The 18,627-nt window shown below is 69.0% G+C and carries 16 protein-coding genes; 14 read left to right on the top strand and 2 right to left on the bottom strand.

The window, feature by feature from the left end:
- Positions 1 to 191: 191 nt before the first annotated feature.
- Complete coding sequence (gene bktB / locus WHX56_RS24835) at positions 192 to 1,373, top strand: beta-ketothiolase BktB (protein WP_129239878.1); 1,182 nt, start codon at positions 192 to 194, stop codon at positions 1,371 to 1,373.
- 273 nt (positions 1,374 to 1,646) lie between these two features.
- Here bktB and WHX56_RS24830 read toward each other — a convergent pair whose 3' ends face one another.
- Positions 1,647 to 2,414, bottom strand: coding sequence for an IclR family transcriptional regulator (locus WHX56_RS24830; RefSeq protein ID WP_129239879.1), 768 nt, complete (start codon positions 2,412 to 2,414; stop codon positions 1,647 to 1,649).
- Between the two features lie 112 nt (positions 2,415 to 2,526).
- On the opposite strand from WHX56_RS24830, the gene WHX56_RS24825 reads away from it, so the two are divergent.
- The 11 genes from WHX56_RS24825 to WHX56_RS24775 all read left to right on the top strand — a co-directional run bounded on the left by WHX56_RS24825 (position 2,527) and on the right by WHX56_RS24775 (position 15,192).
- Complete coding sequence (locus WHX56_RS24825) at positions 2,527 to 3,330, top strand: enoyl-CoA hydratase (protein ID WP_338879270.1); 804 nt, start codon at positions 2,527 to 2,529, stop codon at positions 3,328 to 3,330.
- The gene (locus tag WHX56_RS24820; protein WP_338879269.1) at positions 3,327 to 5,411 is read left to right on the top strand and encodes an acetate--CoA ligase family protein; all 2,085 of its coding nucleotides are present in this window, start codon (positions 3,327 to 3,329) and stop codon (positions 5,409 to 5,411) included. Before WHX56_RS24825 ends, WHX56_RS24820 begins: the two co-directional genes overlap by 4 nt.
- 39 nt (positions 5,412 to 5,450) lie before the next feature.
- A complete protein-coding gene (locus WHX56_RS24815) occupies positions 5,451 to 6,419 on the top strand; it encodes a Bug family tripartite tricarboxylate transporter substrate binding protein (protein ID WP_129239993.1) in 969 nt (322 codons plus the stop codon).
- Positions 6,420 to 6,423: 4 nt separating this feature from the next.
- A complete protein-coding gene (locus WHX56_RS24810) occupies positions 6,424 to 7,611 on the top strand; it encodes an acyl-CoA dehydrogenase family protein (RefSeq protein ID WP_338879268.1) in 1,188 nt (395 codons plus the stop codon).
- A gap of 6 nt (positions 7,612 to 7,617) precedes the next feature.
- Positions 7,618 to 8,658 carry an acyl-CoA dehydrogenase family protein gene (locus tag WHX56_RS24805; protein ID WP_338879267.1) on the top strand — a complete coding sequence of 347 codons (1,041 nt, stop codon included), beginning with the start codon at positions 7,618 to 7,620 and terminating at the stop codon, positions 8,656 to 8,658.
- Between the two features lie 32 nt (positions 8,659 to 8,690).
- On the top strand, positions 8,691 to 9,461 hold the full coding sequence (locus tag WHX56_RS24800) for a spermidine synthase (RefSeq protein WP_129239884.1): 771 nt from the start codon (positions 8,691 to 8,693) through the stop codon (positions 9,459 to 9,461).
- Positions 9,462 to 9,608: 147 nt separating this feature from the next.
- A complete protein-coding gene (locus tag WHX56_RS24795) occupies positions 9,609 to 10,361 on the top strand; it encodes a GntR family transcriptional regulator (protein WP_129239885.1) in 753 nt (250 codons plus the stop codon).
- The gene (locus WHX56_RS24790; protein ID WP_165360106.1) at positions 10,312 to 11,628 is read left to right on the top strand and encodes a malonyl-CoA decarboxylase domain-containing protein; all 1,317 of its coding nucleotides are present in this window, start codon (positions 10,312 to 10,314) and stop codon (positions 11,626 to 11,628) included. The genes WHX56_RS24795 and WHX56_RS24790 overlap by 50 nt, the downstream gene beginning before the upstream one ends.
- Before the next feature lie 44 nt (positions 11,629 to 11,672).
- A complete protein-coding gene (locus WHX56_RS24785) occupies positions 11,673 to 12,464 on the top strand; it encodes an enoyl-CoA hydratase/isomerase family protein (RefSeq protein WP_338879266.1) in 792 nt (263 codons plus the stop codon).
- Positions 12,465 to 12,469: 5 nt separating this feature from the next.
- Positions 12,470 to 14,011 carry a malonyl-CoA synthase gene (locus WHX56_RS24780; RefSeq protein WP_338879265.1) on the top strand — a complete coding sequence of 514 codons (1,542 nt, stop codon included), beginning with the start codon at positions 12,470 to 12,472 and terminating at the stop codon, positions 14,009 to 14,011.
- A gap of 209 nt (positions 14,012 to 14,220) precedes the next feature.
- Positions 14,221 to 15,192 carry a Bug family tripartite tricarboxylate transporter substrate binding protein gene (locus WHX56_RS24775; RefSeq protein WP_129239888.1) on the top strand — a complete coding sequence of 324 codons (972 nt, stop codon included), beginning with the start codon at positions 14,221 to 14,223 and terminating at the stop codon, positions 15,190 to 15,192.
- Positions 15,193 to 15,211: 19 nt separating this feature from the next.
- On the opposite strand, the gene WHX56_RS24770 is transcribed toward WHX56_RS24775, so the two are convergent.
- Positions 15,212 to 16,168 carry an aldo/keto reductase gene (locus WHX56_RS24770; RefSeq protein ID WP_129239889.1) on the bottom strand — a complete coding sequence of 319 codons (957 nt, stop codon included), beginning with the start codon at positions 16,166 to 16,168 and terminating at the stop codon, positions 15,212 to 15,214.
- A gap of 195 nt (positions 16,169 to 16,363) precedes the next feature.
- On the opposite strand from WHX56_RS24770, the gene WHX56_RS24765 reads away from it, so the two are divergent.
- Complete coding sequence (locus WHX56_RS24765; RefSeq protein WP_129239890.1) at positions 16,364 to 17,335, top strand: ABC transporter substrate-binding protein; 972 nt, start codon at positions 16,364 to 16,366, stop codon at positions 17,333 to 17,335.
- A gap of 377 nt (positions 17,336 to 17,712) precedes the next feature.
- The gene (locus WHX56_RS24760) at positions 17,713 to 18,597 is read left to right on the top strand and encodes an ABC transporter permease (RefSeq protein ID WP_129239891.1); all 885 of its coding nucleotides are present in this window, start codon (positions 17,713 to 17,715) and stop codon (positions 18,595 to 18,597) included.
- Positions 18,598 to 18,627 lie beyond the last annotated feature (30 nt).

Below are 18,627 nucleotides of genomic sequence, written 5' to 3'. Positions count from 1 at the left end.
AAGAAATGGGGCGGCATGGAGCGCCGCGCGGCGCCGTCGCCGCCATTTGGACGCCGGCGCTTGCCCTGACGGACGAAGTGTCGGTCTAATGGGGATGATGCAGAGGCCCGTGGGCGGAAGTCGACACTTACTAAAAAAGCCATTGGATCCGCTGCTTACATCAATAGTAAATTCTCAAGGAATCTCCTGCCATGAATGAAGTCATCGTCGCGTCCGCCGTCCGTACCGCCATCGGCGATTTCGGGGGCGCGCTGAAAGACGTGCCGCCGTGCGACCTGGGCGCCACTGTCATCAAGGCCGCGCTGGAACGCGCCGGCGTCAAGGGCGACGAGGTCGGCCACGTCGCGGTCGGCCATGTGATCAACACCGAACCCCGCGACATGTACCTGTCGCGCGTGGCCGCCATGAACGCCGGCATCGCCAAGGAGACCCCGGCCTTCAACGTCAACCGCCTGTGCGGCTCGGGCCTGCAGGCCATCGTGTCGGCGGCGCAGACCATCCTGCTGGGCGACGCGGACATTGCGATCGGCGCCGGCGCCGAAAGCATGAGCCGCGCGCCCTATATCGCGCCGGCCCAGCGCTGGGGCGCGCGCATGGGCGACAGCGTCATGCTGGACATGATGACCGGCGCGCTGTCGGATCCTTTCGGCCGCATGCACATGGGCGTCACCGCCGAGAACGTGGCGGCCAAATTCGGCATCAGCCGCCAGGACCAGGACGCCGTGGCCGCCGAATCGCACCGCCGCGCCGCCGCCGCCATCGATGCCGGCTACTTCCGCGACCAGATCGTGCCGGTGGTCATGAAGTCGCGCAAGGGCGAGGTCGTGTTCGATACCGACGAACACGTGCGCCGCGACATCTCGGCCGACAGCCTGGCCACGCTCAAGCCGGTATTCCAGAAGGAAAACGGCACCGTCACGGCGGGCAACGCCTCGGGCCTGAACGACGGCGCCGGCGCGGTGGTGCTGATGAACGCCTCGGTGGCGGCCAAGCGCGGCATCAAGCCGCTGGCCCGCCTGGTGGCGTACGCCCACGCGGGCGTGGACCCCGACATCATGGGCATCGGCCCGGTCCCGGCGACCCAGGCCGCGCTCAAGCGCGCCGGCCTGACCGTGGACCAACTGGACGTGATCGAGGCCAACGAGGCTTTCGCGGCGCAGGCATGCGCCGTGTCGCGCGAACTGAAGCTGGACCCGGCCAAGGTGAACCCCAACGGCAGCGGCATCGGCCTGGGCCATCCCATCGGCGCCACCGGCGCGATCATCACCGTCAAGGCGCTGCACGAACTGCAACGCGTGGGCGGCCGCTACGCGCTGGTGACCATGTGCATCGGCGGCGGCCAGGGCATCGCCGCGATCTTCGAGCGCATCTGAAGAGAATGGAGATGCAAGGTGTCGATACGCAAGGTGTCTGACACCCCATGAGATGCTCGTCCAAGTTGACGCTGGTGTTCCAGGGTGTCAGACACCCGGAGGATCGGCGATATGCAAGGTGTCTGACACCCCATGAGATGCCCGTCCAAGTTGAAGCCGGCGTTCCCGGGTGTCAGACACCCGGCGACACTTGCCTCGGCTTGAACGAACAACTCGCATGGGTGTCAGACACTGCACGATCCGCGTTGCGGCCGGAACTTCAAGAGCCTTTCCTCAGCCCAGGTAATCCCCCGCCCACGCCTGGCACTCGGCGCGCAGCAGCGCGCCCATCTGCGCCCGCCGGGGCGCGTCCAGGCGGCTGCTGATCGCGCCGAAGCTGAACGCCACCCAGGTCAGCTCCGACACCCGGAACGCCGCGCCCACGCCGGAGACGCCCGGCGTGATGGTGTCCACGATTTCCGAATAGCCCGCCTTGCGGGCCTGCCTCACCGCTTTCATCAGCGAGGCGCTGGATACGCCGATCTGCGCGTAGCTGGCGGCGTGCCGCGCATAGAGCGACGCGATCTCTTCGTCCGGCAGCGCGGCCATCAGCGCCAGCCCGCCCGCGCCCACGCCCAGCAGGCGCCGTTCCCCCTGGTCGATGGTGAACACCTTCACGGGGAACGAGCCGGCCTCGCGCAACAGGCACAAGGCGTAATCGCCCTGGCGTATCACCAGGAACACCGTGTCGCCCGATAGCCGCGCCAGCTTTTGCGCGAACGGGCGCAGCGCGTCCAGCAGCGGCGTGCGCCGCAGCGCCGCGAACCCCAGTTGCATGGAATCCACGCCCAGGCGGTAGCGCCGCGTGCGCGCGTCGCGTTCGGCGAACTGTTCCTCCAGCAGGCTGCTGAGCAGGCGGTGCGCCGTGGAGCGCTCCAGCCCGGTGGCGGCCATGACGCCCTGCAGATCGATGCCTTCTTCCTGGTGCTGCGCCAGCACGCGCAGCAGGGCCAGGGCGCGCCGCATGCTTTGGGTACCGCCGGTTGAGGCTAGGTTGTTCATAATATGGGAAATAGTTGTTGAATATTTTGTATTTTAGGATTCCAGGTGCGTTAATTCAATCCAAAGGACCGCGCCGCCTTCGAGGGCGCGGCGGAACAAGGACGAGGAGACCATGGAATACGCCACCCTGGCCGTCGAGCGGCACGACTCCGTATGCCGCATCAGCCTGGCGCGCGAGTCCGCGCGCAATGCCCAGAGCCAGCAGATGCTGGACGAACTGGACGAAGCCCTGACCCGGGCCGAGCGCGACGACTCGGTGCGGGTCGTGGTGCTGGCGGGCCGCGGCGCCCATTTTTCAGCCGGGCACGACTTGAAGGAAGCCCAGGCCAAGCGCGCCGACTTCACGGTGGAGGAGCGCTGGGAGTACGAGTCGCGCCGCTATTACGGCTATTGCCTGCGCATCTGGGACTATCCCAAGCCGACCGTGGCCCAGGTCCAGGGCGCCTGCGTGGCGGGCGGCTTCATGATCGCCAACATGTGCGACCTGGTGGTGTGCGCCGACACCGCGTACTTCTCGGATCCGGTGGGCCACACGCTGGCGGCCGCGGCCACCGAGGTGCTGATCCATCCCTGGGTGATGGGGCTGCGCAAGGCCAAGGAAATGCTCTACACCGGCGAAAAGGTCGACGCCCAGGAAGCGCTGCGGATCGGCATGGTGAACCGCGTGGTGCCCGAGGCCGAGCTGGACGCCGCGGCGCTGGCGCTGGCGCAGCGCATCGCGCAGGCGCCGCCGTTCGGCCTGCGCCTGATCAAGCGCTCGCTGAACCGCACGGCCGACGCGCAGGGTTTCCGCACGGCCTTGTCGGCGCACTTCGACACCCATCAGTTGTCGCACCTGAGCGAAGAATTCCAGGCCGTGCGCGAGCGCGGGCTGGCCCAGGCGATCCAGCGCAACAAGGAGGGCAAGACCGCATGAGCGCGTCCCTGGATCCCTTGCTGAATCCGCGCTCCATCGCGATGATCGGCGCCAGCGCCGACGCGGGGCGCATCGGCGGCATGCCGCTGGAACTGCTGACGCGCTTCGGCTATGCCGGCGGCATCTATCCCGTGAACCCGAAGTACCGGGAAGTGTTCGGCCGGCGCTGCTTTCCCGATATCGAATCCGTGCCCGAACCGGTGGACCTGGCGGTGCTGGCGATCGCCGCCGCCGACGTGACGCCCATGCTGCGCCGCTGCCACGCGCGGGGCGTGCGCGCGGCCATCGTCTATGCCGCGGGCTTCGCCGAGGCGGGCGGCGAGGGCGCGCGCTTGCAGGACGAACTGGAGGCCTTCGTGGCGGAAAGCGGCATGGCCGTGGCCGGCCCGAACTGCATGGGCTTCGCCAACCTGAACACCCAGGCATACACGGCGTTCGCTTCCGTGTTCAAGACCGCGCCGGCGCAGAGCGGGCCGGGCACGGTCAGCCTGCTGACGCAGAGCGGCAACGTGTGCGCCGCCGTGTACGCCATCGCGCGCAGGCTGGGCCTGCCGTTTTCGCACTTCATCAATACGGGCAACGAAGCCTGCCTGGATTTTTCGCAGTACCTCGAATACCTGGCCGCGGATCCGCAGACGGAAATCGTGCTGGGCTACATCGAACAACTGCGCGACGGCGAGCGCTTCGCGCGCGCCTGCCGCGAACTGGAACGCCAGGGCAAGCTGCTGATCGCGCTGAAGGCGGGCTCCACGGACAAGGGCGCGCAGGCGGTGCAGTCGCACACCTCGGCGCTGGCCGGGGACCGGCGCGTGTACGGGGCGGCCTTCCGGCAATTGAATGTGATCGAGGCCACCGACTTCGCGCAGATGGCGCACCTGGCCAGTCTCGCCACGTTGCGCCATCGCAGCGCGGGCAAGCGCGTCGCCGTGCTGACGATGTCGGGCGCGCTGGGCGCCATCCTGGCGGACAAGTTCATCGGCGCCGGGCTGGAGCTGCCCGACCTGCCGCCCGACCTGCAGGCCGTGCTGCGCGGCGGCATTCCCGATTACGGCATGGTGGGCAACCCGGTGGACGTGACGGGCAATGTCGTCAACGATCCGGACTTCGTGCGCACCGTGCTGCAGGCGCTGGCCACCAGCGCCGCCATCGACGCCGTGGTGGTGTACGCGCCCGGCTACATGCTCGACCGCATGGCCGAGGCGCTGGCCGACGTGTCCCGCCGGCATCCGCGGCTGTTCGTCGCGATCGACACCGGGCTGGCCCAGAGCCGCGCCGCGCTGCGCGAGGCCGGCGTGGCGGTGTTCGAGGACCTGGGCCTCGCGGTCTCGGCCCTGGCGCCCTACCTGCTGTGGTGCGAGGCGCGCGGCGCAAAGCGCATCGCGCCGGCGCCGTCGCCGGCGGCTGCCGAGGCGCCGGCCCTGCCGTGCAACGAGGCCGACGCCCGCGCCTATGTGGCGGCCTTCGGCCTGCCGCAAGCGCGGGCGAGCGCCGCGCGCAGCGCCGACGAGGCGGTGGCCCACGCGCGCGCCGCCGGCTATCCGGTGGCCCTGAAGATCCTGAGCCCCGATATCGCCCACAAGACGGAGGCGGGCGGCGTGGCGCTGAACCTGGCGGACGACGAAGCCGTGCGCGCCGCGTACCTGGCGGTGACGCAGGCCGCGACGCGGGCGCGGCCGGACGCGCGCATCGACGGCGCGATGGTGCAGAAGATGGAGCGCGGCGTGGCGGAGATCATCGTCGGCGCCACCCGCGACCCGGTCTTCGGCCCGGTGCTGACCGTGGGCCTGGGCGGCGTGCTGACCGAGCTTTACCAGGACACCAGCCACCGCCTGCTGCCGGTCGACGAAGACATCGCCTTGCAGATGCTGCGCGAACTCAAGGCGTACGCGCTGCTGGACGGCTACCGGGGCAAGCCCCGGGCCGACGTGGCGGCCGCGTGCCGCAGCATCGTGGCCGTGGGCGACGCCTTGCTCGCCGCGCCCGCGGCCGTGGCGGAAATCGAAGTCAATCCATTGCTCATCAAAGAGGCGGGGCAGGGCGTCGCTGTGCTGGACGCGCTGATCCTGCCCGCAACCCCGTAGCGCGCGAGCGCAACGCAATCCCAGGAGGAGACAAGCATGATGATGAAGAGACTATTGGCCGGCGTGGCGCTGGCCTGCATCGGCGCGAGCGGCCCGGCGCTGGCCCAGGACAACTACCCCAACCGCCCCGTGCGCATCGTGGTGCCGTTCTCGCCGGGCGGCGCGACCGACATCATGAGCCGCCTGCTGGCGGAGAAGCTCGGCGCCAGGCTGGGCCAGCCGGTGATCGTGGAGAACAAGCCGGGCGGCGGCACGATGATCGCCTCCGACTACGTCTCGCGCGCCGAGCCCGACGGCTACACCTTGCTGATGGCGGCGTCTTCGCTGGGCATCGCGCCCAGCATCTACGCCAAGGTCAATTACGACCCCATCAAGGACTTCACGCCCGTCAGCCAGGTGGCCTCGGTGGTGCACGTGCTGGAAGTGCATCCGTCGGTTCCCGCCAAGAACGTGGGCGAGCTCATCGCCTACCTGAAGGCGAATCCCGGCAAGGTCAGCTATGGCTCGGTGGGCACCGGCAGCTCCACCCACCTGGAGGCCGAACTGTTCAACAGCATGGCGGGCGTGCAGATGGCGCACATCCCGTACAAGGGCAGCGCGCCGGCCTTGAACGATCTGGTGGCGGGCCGCCTGCAGGTCATGTTCGACGCCTGGGCGTCGTCCGGCCCCTTCGTGAAGGACGGCAAGCTGCGCGTGCTGGCGGTGACCACGGCCCAGCCTTCGGCCTCGGTCCCGGACCTGCCGACCGTGGCGGCCTCGGGCCTGCCCGGCTATTCCGCCATGCCCTGGCTGGGCCTGGTGGCGCCCGCCCGCACGCCGCAGCCGGTGGTGGACAAGCTCTACAAGAACCTGGCGCAGATCCTGGAGCAGCCCGACGTCAAGGCGCAGTTCGTGGGGCTGGGGCTGGACATCATCGGCAGCGACCCCAAGGCCTTCGGCGAGTTCATCCGCCAGGACGTCGCGACCTGGGCCAAGGTCGCGCGCGAGTCGAACATCCGCCTGGAGTGACGGCATGACCCAGTTGGAAACCGCCGCGGCGGACGACGAGGCGTTCCGCCAGGACTTGCGCGCCTGGCTGGAGCGGGCCTATGCCGGCTTCGTCCGCGGCTGGCCGGGCGGGGCCGATCCGCGCAACCTGGATTTCCGGCGCGCCTGGGAAGACACCCTTTGCGCCAACGGCTGGTCGGGGCTGGGCTGGCCCACGGAACACGGCGGACGCGCCTTGCCGCTGTCGCGGCAGGCGGTGTTCCACGAAGAGCATGCGCGCTGCGGCGCGCCGCTGGGCGTGAACCTGATCGGGCACGGCATTCTTGCGCCGACGCTGCTGCATTTCGGCACCGAGGCGCAGAAGCGCCGCTTCCTGCCCGGCATCCTGTCCAACCGCGAGGTCTGGTGCCAGGGCTATTCGGAACCGGGCGCCGGTTCCGACCTGGCCTCGGTGCGCACGCGGGCGGAGCCGGCGCCGGGCGGCTACCTCCTGAACGGCCACAAGATCTGGACCTCGTTTGCGGACCGGGCGCAGCGGTGCTTCGTGCTGGCGCGCACGGATCCGCGGGCGTCGCGGCACAAGGGACTGAGCTTCCTGCTCGTGGACATGCGCAGCCCCGGCGTGCGCGTGGAGCCCATCCGCCAGCTCACGGGCGAGGCCGAGTTCTGCGAAGTGTTCTTCGAGAACGTGTTCGTGCCCGGCGAGGACCTGCTGGGCGAGGAAAACCAGGGCTGGAGGATCGCCATGGCCGCGGCCGGCTTCGAGCGCGGCACCTACTTCATCCCGCGGCTGGTGCGGTTCGCGCAGGAACTGCGGCAGGTGCGCGAACTGGCGCTGCGCGCCGACGCCTACGGCCGCGTGCCGGCGTCCTCGGCCGACGTGCGCCACCGCTGGGCGCGGCTGGCCGCCGACAGCCACGTGCTGGCGCTGAAATCGCAGCGCGCGCTGGCTGGCGCCATGCGCGGCGATCCGCCCGGCCCGGAGGGTTCTTCCACCAAGATCCACTGGAGCGAAGCCCACCAGCGCCTGCTCGAACTGTCGATGCAGTTGCTGGGCGACGAGGCCTGTCTGGCGGAAGCGACGGCCGGCCCGGGCGCCGCCGGCCTGGTGCATGCCTACCTGTGGTCGCGCGCCGAAACCATTCTGGCTGGCACTTCGGAGATCCAGCGCAACATCGTCGCCGAGCAGATGCTCGGCCTGCCCAAGGCTTGAATCCCCATGGACCTGCATCCGACCGAAGACCAGCGCATGCTGCAAGACGCGGCCCAGCGCTACCTGGCCGAGCGCCATCCTCCCGCCGAGGCGCACGCCGCCGCCGCCCGGCCCCTGCCGGCACGCCTGGCGCAATGGCGCGAGATCGCCGGCCAGGGCTGGCCGGCCCTGCTGGCGCCCGTGTCGCAAGACGGGCTGGGGCTGGGCCTGCGCGAGGCCTGGATCGTGGCCGAAGCCGCCGGGCGGCACCTCCTGAGCCTGCCGCTGGCGGCCAACATGGCGGTCCTGCCCACGCTGTGCGCGGCGGGCGCGGCCGGACCCGCCGCGCAATGGGCCGCCGCGATGATGGCGGGCGACACCTATTTCGCCGATGCCGTCCCGCGGCCCGACGGTTCGGCCTTCGTCGAGGGCGCGGGCGAGGGCGTGCGCGCGCTGGCGGTGCGCCGGACGGGCGCCCGCGCCTTGCGGCTGGAATTGCTCGCGCCCGCGGCGGGCGAGGCCGGGCTGGACCCGACCATGCCGGTGGCGCGGGTCCGCTCCCCGGAAGTGCTGGAGAGCGTGGACCTGGAGGCCGGCCCGGAAACCTGGACGCTGCTGCGCACCCGGCTGCGCCTGTTGCGGACCGCCGAATTGCTGGGCGCGGCGTCGGCCGCCCTGGACGCGGCGGCGGCCTACGCGCGCGAACGCCGCCAGTTCGATCGCGCGATCGGCGCGAACCAGGCGGTCAAGCATCGCCTGGCCGACGACTGGATGGTCCTGGACGACGCGCGGCTGGCCGGCGTCGCGGCCGCCGCCGCGCTCGATGCCGGCGCCGCGTCGGCGGAGCGGGACAGCCTGTTCGCGCCCCTGCTGGCGGCCGAGGCCGGCCGGCGCGCGGCGCAGAACGCCATCCAGGTCCACGGGGCGCTGGGCGTGACCTGGGAATGCGGCGCGCACCTCTACCTGAAGCGCGTGCTGCGCCTGGCGGCGAGCCTGGAGGCGGAAGCGTCCCGCTCGGAACTGCTGGAGCGGATCTGGGAAGGCGGGGGCGGCGGACCGGCGGCTTAGGACGGGCGGGGAGTCCAGCCTACAATCCCGCCATGCACAAATCGACCTTTCCTTCCGAACTCGACCAGCCGACTCTTTCCGAGGTGGACGGCGTCCGCTATCTGCACTTCAACACCGAATGGGTCCAGGGCGCGATGCGCATCAAGAATCCCTCGGAACTGGTGCTGGAATACACCGGCCAGATGATGGCCTGGCTGCTGTTCCTGGACCCGCCCAAGGAAGAGGCCATCGGCATGCTGGGCCTGGGCGCCGGGTCGCTGGCGCGTTTCTGCGTGAAGCACACCCGCAGCCCGTTGCTGGCGGTGGAGTGGAATCCGCGCGTGACGGCGGCCTGCCATATGTTCTTCCGGCTGCCCGGGTCCAACCGGCTCGAGGTCGAGCACGCCGACGCCGGCGCCTGGGTGGCGGATCCGCTGAACGCGGGGCGCTGCCCGGTGCTGATGGTGGACCTCTACGACGCCTCGGCCGAAGGGCCGGTGCGCGACAGCGTGAAGTTCTACCGGGACTGCCGCCGCGTGCTGGGCGAGGTGGGCGTGCTGGCGGTGAATCTGTTCGGCCGCCATGAAAGCTTCGGCAAGAACATCGACAACCTGTCCAAGGCCTTCGACGACCGCGTGGTGCTGCTGCCTGAAATCGACGCCGGCAACCAGATCGTGCTGGCGTTTTCCGGCCCGCGCCTGGCGATCTCGCCGGCCCAGTTGCTGGGCAGGGCAGCGGTGGTCGAGGCCCGCTACGGCCTGCCGGCGCGGCGCTGGGCGCGTTCGCTGACGCGCCACGCCGTGGACGGCATGCTGCACTTCTAGAACCGGCCCCGCCCGGGCGGCGGCGAACCATTAGGGTAGGTACGGAGGCGGAAGGGGGTTTACCTTTCTTCCGGACCGGACCTATCATGGGCTTATTCATAATTATGAATTACAGCGGGCGGCGGCAAGCCCGCCGGCCATCGTCCCATGACCCTACCCATCGTCCGGCAAGCCCTCTACCTGGAAGTCGCCGACCGCCTGCGCGGCATGATCCACGCGCGCTCCCTGCGCAATGGCGAATGGATCGACGAACTGCGCCTGGCGGGCGAGCTGGGTATTTCCCGCACGCCGCTGCGCGAGGCGCTGAAGGTGCTGGCCACCGAAGGGCTGGTGCGGCTGGAGCCCCGGCGCGGCTGTTTCGTCAACGAGCTGTCCGCGCAAGACCTGGAAGACATCTTCCCGCTGATGGCCATGCTGGAAGGGCGCTGCGCCTTCGAGGCCGCGCGCAAGGCCAGCGACGAACAACTGGCCGCGCTGGAACCGCTGCATGCCGCTCTGGCCGGCCATGCCGAGGCCGGGCGCATCGACGCCTACTACAAGACCAACTACCTGATCCACGAAGCGGTGCAGGCCCTGGCCGGCAACCAGTGGCTGTCGGACGTGGTCGGCAACCTGCGCAAGGTGCTGAGCCTGTCGCGCCACCGCAGCCTGTCGCAGCCGGGCCGGATCCAGCAGTCCTGCGCCGAGCACCTGGCCATTTTCGCGGCGCTGAAGGCGCGCGACTGCGAAGCCGCCCAGGCGCTCGCGCACACCCACCTGATGCGGCAGTTGGAAGCGCTGCGCGCATTGAGCCACGCGGACGCCGGCGATCCGGCGTCGTCAGCACCCATCGTCATCGAGGAGCCCGCCCATGTCCGGACCCGTCAATCTCGCTCCCGCGCGCGGCGCGCGCACGCCTGAGCCCGAGGCCGATACCCCCGATGCAGCGGCCGCGGCTGAGAGCGCCGGCCTGATCACCCGGCTCGGCCGCCTGTGGGAACGCGGCCGCCTGCCCAGCGAATCCGAAGTCCGGCGCCTGTTCGAGGCGCGCCTGACCGACGTGGCCGCCAACAAGCTGGCGCGCCGCTGGTGCGAACTGTACGGCGCCGCGGACGGCAAGGACCGCCGGCTGATGCTGGCCGCGCTGGCGCAGGCGCGCGGCGCGTTCCCCGACGGCGGCGCCGAGGGCGCGCGCCTTTTCAAGCGCTTTAACGCCCAGCCCCAGGGGCTGCGCTTCCTGGTGGAATTGCGCGCGGACATGCTGCGCTGGCGCAAGCAGGTGTCGGGCATCCAGGCGCTGGACAAGGACCTGGAAGGCCTGCTGTCCGCCTGGTTCGACGTGGGCCTGCTGGAATTGCGTCCGCTGACCTGGGATTCGCCGGCCTCGCTGCTGGAAAAGCTGATCCTCTACGAGGCCGTCCACGAGATCAAGTCCTGGGACGACCTGCGCCGCCGCGTGTCGCCGGACCGCCGCTGCTACGCCTACTTCCATCCGCAGATGCCCGGAGTGCCGCTCATCTTCGTGGAAGTGGCCTTCGCCAGCCAGATGGCCGACGACGTGCAGGTGCTGCTGGACAGCACGCTGCCGCCGCAGGACCTGGACAAGGCGCGCTGGGCCATCTTCTATTCCATTTCGAACACGCAGCCCGGCCTGAAGGGCATCAGCTTCGGCAACTTCCTGCTCAAGCGCGTGGTCGAGCAATTGCTGGACGAACTGCCCAAGCTCAAGTCCTTCGCCACCCTGTCGCCGATCCCCGGTTTCGCGGACTGGCTGGGCAAGCTGGACGCGGAGGCGGTCGAAGCCATCGTGCGCGAGGACAAGGTCCGCGCCAAGACCCGCAAGCGCGAGGGCGTGCCCGATGGGCAGCGCTGGGTCGCACGCCTGTCCAGGGCGGCCCAGGGCAAGGCGCCGGACGTGGTCAGGCGGGCGGGTTTCCGCCTGGCGGCCAGCTACCTGCAATCCATGAAGAACGGGCTGCCGGTGGATCCGGTGGCGCGGTTCCACCTGGGCAACGGCGCACGCATCGAGCGGCTCAACTGGGCGGCGGACACCTCGGCCAAGGGGCTCAAGCAGTCCTGCGCCATGATGGTCAACTATCTCTACGACCTGGATGAACTGGACGCCAACCTCGCCCGGCTGGGCGAAGGCAAGCCCCAGGTCAGCCGGGGCGTGGGGCGCGTGGCATAGCGCCGGATCGGCGGCGGAACGACAAGACAAAAAGGGCAGGGGACATGACGGAAGACGTGGCTGGCCGCGTGCTGCTGGAGCGCGAGGGGCATCTGGCCTGGGTGACGCTATCGCACCCGGGGCGCCTGAACGCGATCACGGTGGGCATGTGGCAGGAATTGCGCGAGGTGTTCGAGCGCATCGCGGACGACGACGCCGTGCGCTGCGTCATCGTGCGCGGCGAAGGCGGCAATTTCGCCGCGGGCGCCGACATCCGCGAATTTCCCGCCCAGCGCGCCGATATGGCGGGCGTGCAGCGCTACCACCGCGAGGTGCTGGCGCCGGCGCTGCGGGCGGTCGCGCAGTGCCCGCAGCCCGTGGTGGCCCAGATCGAGGGGGTGTGCGTAGGCGGCGGCCTCGAAATCGCCAGCCAGTGCGACCTGCGCATCGCGGGCAGTTCGGCGCGCTTCGGCGTGCCGATCAACCGGCTGGGATTTCCCATGGCGCCCGACGAAATGAGCGGCCTGCTGGCGCTGGCCGGGCGCGCCGCCACCCTGGCCATCCTGCTGGAAGGACGCGTGTTCGGCGCCGAAGAAGCGCGCGGACTGGGCCTCTTGACCCGCATCGTGGCCGACGGCGAGGTGGCCGGCGCCGCCCGCCAGAGCGCCGACCGCATCGCGCGGGGCGCGCCGCTTGCCGCCCGCATCAACAAGCGCCTGTCCCGCAGGCTCGCCTCGGGCGGGGCCTTGACCGAGGACGAATATCGGGATTACTTCTCTTACGCCGAAAGCCGGGACCACAAGGAGGGCGTGCGCGCCTTCCTGGCCGGCGTAGACCCTTCCTTTTCCGGAGACTAGACAAGGTGAGCAACGCCAATCTATATGCTGTCCTGCAAGGCGGCTTTCCCAAAGACCGCCGCAAAGTCGCGCTGGAGACGCCCGACCTGCAATACACCTGGGACGACATCGATCGCGCCACCGCGTGCCTGGCTAATCTGCTGGCCTCGCTGGACCTGCCGGCCGGATCGCGCGTGGCGGTGCAGGTCGAGAAGTCGCCGGAAGCCCTGATGCTGTACCTGGCCACGCTGCGCGCGGGCCTGGTGTACCTGCCGCTGAACACCGCCTACCGCGAATCGGAAATCGAGTACTTCCTGGGCAACGCCGAGCCCGCCGTGGTGGTCTGCTCCGGCAAGAACCTGGAATGGGTGAAGCGCGCCGCCGACCGCGCCGGCTGCGCGCACGTCTACACGCTGGACGAAGACCGCAGCGGCAGCCTGCTCGACGCCGCCGGGGGCCTGCCGCAGACTTTCAAGACCGTGGCGCGCCAGCCCGACGACCTGGCCGCGATCCTGTACACGTCCGGCACCACCGGGCGCAGCAAGGGCGCGATGCTGTCGCACGGCAACCTGGCCGCCAACGCCCGAGTGCTGAACGACTACTGGGGCTGGCGCAAGGACGACGTGCTGCTGCACATGCTGCCCATCTTCCACGTGCACGGCCTGTTCGTGGCGTCGCACGGCGCGCTGCTGGCCGGCGCGAAGATGATCTGGCTGCCCAAGCTGGACGCCGACCTGGCCCTGCGCTACCTGCCGCAGAGCACGGTGATGATGGGCGTGCCCACCTATTACGTTCGCCTGCTGGCGGACCCCCGCTTCGGCCGCGAAGTCTGCGCGAATATGCGGCTGTTCATTTCGGGCTCGGCCCCCTTGCTGGCCGAGACCTTCTCGGATTTCCAGAAGCGCAGCGGCCACGCCATCCTGGAACGCTACGGCATGAGCGAAACCGTCATGCTGACCTCGAATCCCTACGATCCCGGGCTGGGCGAGCGCCTGGCCGGCACCGTGGGCCGCGCCCTGCCGGGCGTGCAGGTGCGCGTGGTGGACGATGCCGGCATCGCGCTGGCTCCGGGCGAGATCGGCAACGTGCAGGTGCGCGGGCCCAATGTGTTCTCGGGCTATTGGCGCATGCCGGAGAAGACCCGCGAGGAATTCACCGACGACGGCTGGTTCAAGACGGGCGACGTGGGCCGCTGGGGCGGCGAATCCGCCGGGCGCGACGTGCCCGCCGACTACCTGTCCATCGTGGGCCGCAGCAAGGACCTGATCATCTCGGGCGGGTACAACGTCTATCCCAAGGAAATCGAGACGCTGATCGACGACATGCCCGGCGTGGCCGAGTCCGCGGTCATCGGCGTGCCGCATGCCGATTTCGGCGAGGCGGTGGTGGCCGTGGTGGTGCCCAAGGAAGGCGCGGCGCTGGACGCGGCCGCCATGCAGGCCGAACTGAAGGCGCGCATCGCCAACTTCAAGGTGCCCAAGCGCGTGCACATCATCGACCAGTTGCCGCGCAACACCATGGGCAAGGTCCAGAAGAACGTGCTGCGCGAAACCTACCAGGCGCTCTGAGCCCGCGGCGGCCGCCTCCCTTACCGGGGGCGCGGCCTTCGCCGCGGGCAGGCAAGCGCGACGCCCGCGGACAGCGGGGCAACCCCATTTTCCAGGAGCCCATTCCCAGACATTCCACCCAAGCCCGAGCAGCTTCATTCAATAAGAAATTCAAGAGACGAGACGCAATAGAACCGCGCCGTCCCCATGCTGCAGCAAGAGGAGACAACATGAAATATCGCACTACCGCCGCGGCCGTCTTCGCCGTGTTCGCCACGGGTTTCGGCGGCGCCGCCGCCGCGCAATGGCCCGAGCGTCCGATCACGCTGATCGTGCCTTTCCCCGCCGGGGGCGGCACGGACACCTTCGCCCGCCCGCTGGCCCAGCAACTGACCACGCAACTGGGCCAGACGGTGGTCATCGACAACAAGGGCGGCGCGGGCGGGACCGTGGGCGCTGGGGTCGCGGCCAAGGCCAGGCCCGACGGCTACACCTTCTTCATGGGCGGCGCGCACCATGCGCTGGCCCCGTCGCTGTACAAGAGCCTGAACTACGACATCCAGAAGGATTTCGTCCCGGTCGCGCTCGTCGCCCAGCCGCCGCAGGTAATCGTCATCAACCAGGGCAAGCTGCCGGTGAAGACCGTCCAGGAACTCATCGCCTACGCCAAGACGCGCCCCGGGGAAATCAACTTCGGCACGGCGGGCAAGGGCAGCACGCACCATCTGGCGGGCGAGCTGTTCGCGATGCAGACGGGCATCAAGCTGGTGGACGTTCCCTACCAGGGCGCCGGGCCGATGCTGTCGGCGCTGATCGGCGGCCAGGTGGACCTGGCGTTCGACGGCCTGGGCTCGTCGGCCGGCCACATCCGCGCGGGTTCGATCACGCCGCTGGCGGTGGCCGCCACCGAACGCTCGCCGTCGCTGCCCGACGTGCCCACCGCGACCGAGGCGGGGGTGCCCAACTACGTGGTGTCGACCTGGTATGCGATCTGGGCGCCCGCCGGGACGCCCAAGGAGGCGGTGGACAAGATGAGCGCCGAGATCACCAAGGCCCTGAACGCGCCGAAGATCAAGGAAACCTGGACCGGCAACGGTTCGGCGGTGCCGACGCTGACGGGCGCAGAGTTCGGCAAGTTCGTCGACAGCGAAGTCGAGCGCTGGGCCAAGGTCGTGAAGGACTCGGGCGTCAAGCTGGATTGACGCGGGCGCGCGCCGCGCCTCAGCGCCAATCGCTGGCCTGGCTGAGCTTGGCCAACTGGTCGTGGGTCAGCGCCAGGCTGGCGGCCTTGACCAGTTCGTCCAGTTGCGCCAGCGAGGTGGCGCTGACGATGGGGGCGGTGATGCCGGGCTGGGCGATCTGCCAGGCCAGCGCGGCCTGCGCGGGCGTGCAACCGGCTTCCTCGGACACTTCGTCCAGCGCCTTCAGGATGCGGTAGCCGCGGTCGTTGAGGTAGGTCTCGACGATCTTGCGGCCCCGCGGGCTCTTGTCCGCGTCCGCGGGGCTGCGGTACTTGCCGCTGAGAAAGCCGCTGGCCAGCGCGTAATAGTTGATCGTGCCCATCTGCTGCGTCTTCACCAGGCTTTGCAGTCCGGATTCGAAGGGCTCGCGGCGGTACAGGTTGTATTCGGGCTGGATGCTCTCGTAGCGCGGCAGGCTGTGGCGTTCGCTGGCGATCAGCGCCTCGGACAGCCGCACGGCGGTGTAGTTGGAGGCGCCGATGGCGCGTATCTTGCCGGACTCGATGTGCTTGGCGTATTCCGCCAGCGTGTCGGTCAGCGGCGTGTCGGGATCGTCCTGGTGCGACTGGTACAGATCGATGTGGTCCGTCTGCAGGCGGGCCAGCGACGCTTCCAGGGCGCGGCGGATGTAGGCGGGCGCCAGGCCCTTGGCATCGGGCCCCATCTCCATGCCGACCTTGGTGGCGATGAGCACGCGGTCGCGCTTGCCCGAGCGCTTGAGCCATTTGCCGATCAGCGTCTCGGATTCCCCGCCCTGGTTGCCCGGGACCCAGCGGGAATACACGTCGGCCGTGTCGATGAAATTCAGTCCCGCGTCCACCAGCGCGTCCAGCAGGGAATAGGTGCCGGCTTCGTCCACGGTCCAGCCGAAGACGTTGCCGCCGAAGGTGAGCGGGGGAACCTGCAGGCCGGAACGGCCCAATGCGCGTTTGATCATGGTGAGGCCTCTGGATGCTGGGATACCTGCTGGAAGGGGGGGCCGGACGGCATGCACCACCACAGGGATTCCCCCCAAAGTCATTTTGCTTGGCGGCAAGTTAGACTATACGGCTTTATGGCGGGACCGGCCGGCGGGGAGCCTCCGGCGGCGCCGTAATAATGGATAAATACCAAGGGTTCAAGGAGCTTACCTATGCTGATCGGAAAAAAACATTTTCTGACGGTTGGCGCCATGGCATTGGCGATGGCTATCGCCGCGCCCGTGGCGGCGCAGCAGAAGTCGGTGGCGGTCACCGCCATTGTCGAGCACCCGGCGCTGGACGCCGTGCGTGACGGGGTGCAGGACGCCCTCAAGCAAGCCGGCTACGAGCCGGGCAAGAACCTGAAGTGGCAATACCAGAGCGCGCAGGGCAACAACGGCACCGCCGCGCAGATCGCCCGCAAGTTCGTGGGCGACAGGCCCGACGCCATCGTCGCGATCGCCACCCCGTCGGCCCAGGCCGTCGTGGCCGCCACCAAGGACGTGCCGGTGGTGTATTCCGCCGTCACCGATCCGGTCGCCGCCCAACTGGTTTCCAGCATGGACGCCTCGGGCACCAACGTGACCGGCGTGTCGGACCTGCTGGCGCTGGACAAGCAGGTCGAACTGATCAAGAAGATCGTTCCCAACGCCAAGCGCGTGGGCATGGTCTACAACCCGGGCGAGGCCAACTCGGTCGTGGTCGTGAAGAAGCTCCAGGAAATCCTGCCCAAGTCCGGCATGAGCCTGGTCGAAGCCGCCGCGCCGCGTTCCGTGGACGTGGCCTCCGCGGCCCGCAGCCTGATCGGCAAGGTCGACGTCATCTACACCAACACGGACAACAACGTCGTGTCGGCCTATGAATCGCTGGTCAAGGTCGGCAACGACGCCAAGATACCGCTGATCGCGTCCGACACCGACAGCGTCAAGCGCGGCGGCATCGCCGCCCTGGGCATCAACTACCGCGACCTCGGCGTGCAGACGGGCAAGATCGTGGTGCGCATCCTCAAGGGCGAGAAGCCGGGCGCGATCCCCTCGGAAACGAGTTCCAAGCTCGAGCTCTACGTGAATCCGGGCGCCGCCGCCAAGCAGGGCGTGACCCTGCCCGACGCGTTGGTCAAGTCCGCCGCGGTGGTCGTCAAGTAAACCGACGCCGTACCCGCCCCGCCATGCCTACCCGGCGTGAGCGGGGTTTTTCTTGAGTTTTTGTCTGACCCAAGTTCCTCAGGGCGGCAGCGTTCACGAGATGCCCGCGGCCCGGCGCGATGTGCTGGTCTTGAATGGCCTGGCGGCCCGCCCTCGCGGCGCGGCGCCCGGCGTTTCTGCTTCCTGAAGGGTCTCGCGGACGCCCGCCGGCGGTTTTTCCCGGCGCGCGGACGCTTTGGCAGGAAACGAGGGAAAATCACGGGTTGGGAAACGTTTATTGCGAAAGCTGGGGTAAAACTGACCCCTAAACGCAAGAAGTCCGACGTTTCAACTCTTTAACATGCTCGTTTCTTACCTACCTTATCTGGATTTGACCCATGTCATTGTTTTCGTTGTTGGGCGCACTGGAGATCGGCCTGATCTTCAGCCTGGTGGCCTTGGGTGTGTTCATCTCGTTCCGCCTGCTGCGCTTCCCGGACCTGACCGTTGACGGCAGCTTCCCGCTGGGCGGGGCCGTCTGTGCCACGCTGATCGCGTCGGGCATGGACCCGTTCCTGGCCACCGTCGCCGCCACGATCGCCGGCGCCGCCGCCGGCCTGGTCACCGGCTGGCTGAACGTGAAGCTGAAGATCATGGACCTGCTGGCGAGCATCCTGATGATGATCGCCCTGTACTCGGTCAACCTGCGCATCATGGGCAAGCCCAACGTGCCGCTGATCACCGAATCCACCGTCTTCACCATCCTGCAGCCGGAGTGGCTGTCGGACTACGTCGCCCGTCCGCTGATCCTGGCCGTCATCGTGGTCCTGGCCAAGCTCGCGCTGGACTGGTTCTTCGCCACGCAGACCGGGCTGGCCGTGCGCGCCACCGGTTCCAACGGCCGCATGGCTCGCGCCCAGGGCGTGAACACCGGCCGCATGATCCTCGGCGGCATGGCGCTGTCCAACGCGCTGGTCGCCATGGCGGGCGCGCTGTTCGCGCAGACCCAGGGCGGCTCGGATATTTCCATGGGCATCGGCACCATCGTGATCGGCCTGGCCGCGGTGATCGTGGGCGAAAGCATCCTGCCGTCGCGCAAGCTGGTGCTGGCGACGCTGGCCGTCATCATCGGCGCCATCGTCTACCGCTTCTTCATCGCGCTGGCCCTCAACAGCGATTTCATCGGCCTGAAGGCGCAGGACCTGAACCTCGTCACCGCAGTGCTGGTCACGATCGCCCTGGTGATCCCGATGCTCAAGCGCCGCCTGGTCGGCAAAAGGTGAAGCCCCGGATGAGGCTCTCCCCCGAAGCGC

It is taken from the genome of Achromobacter veterisilvae (assembly GCF_037619525.1).
In the GTDB taxonomy this organism is placed as follows: Bacteria; Pseudomonadota; Gammaproteobacteria; order Burkholderiales; family Burkholderiaceae_B; genus Achromobacter; species Achromobacter veterisilvae.
This window is presented reverse-complemented; position numbering and strand designations above follow the sequence as displayed.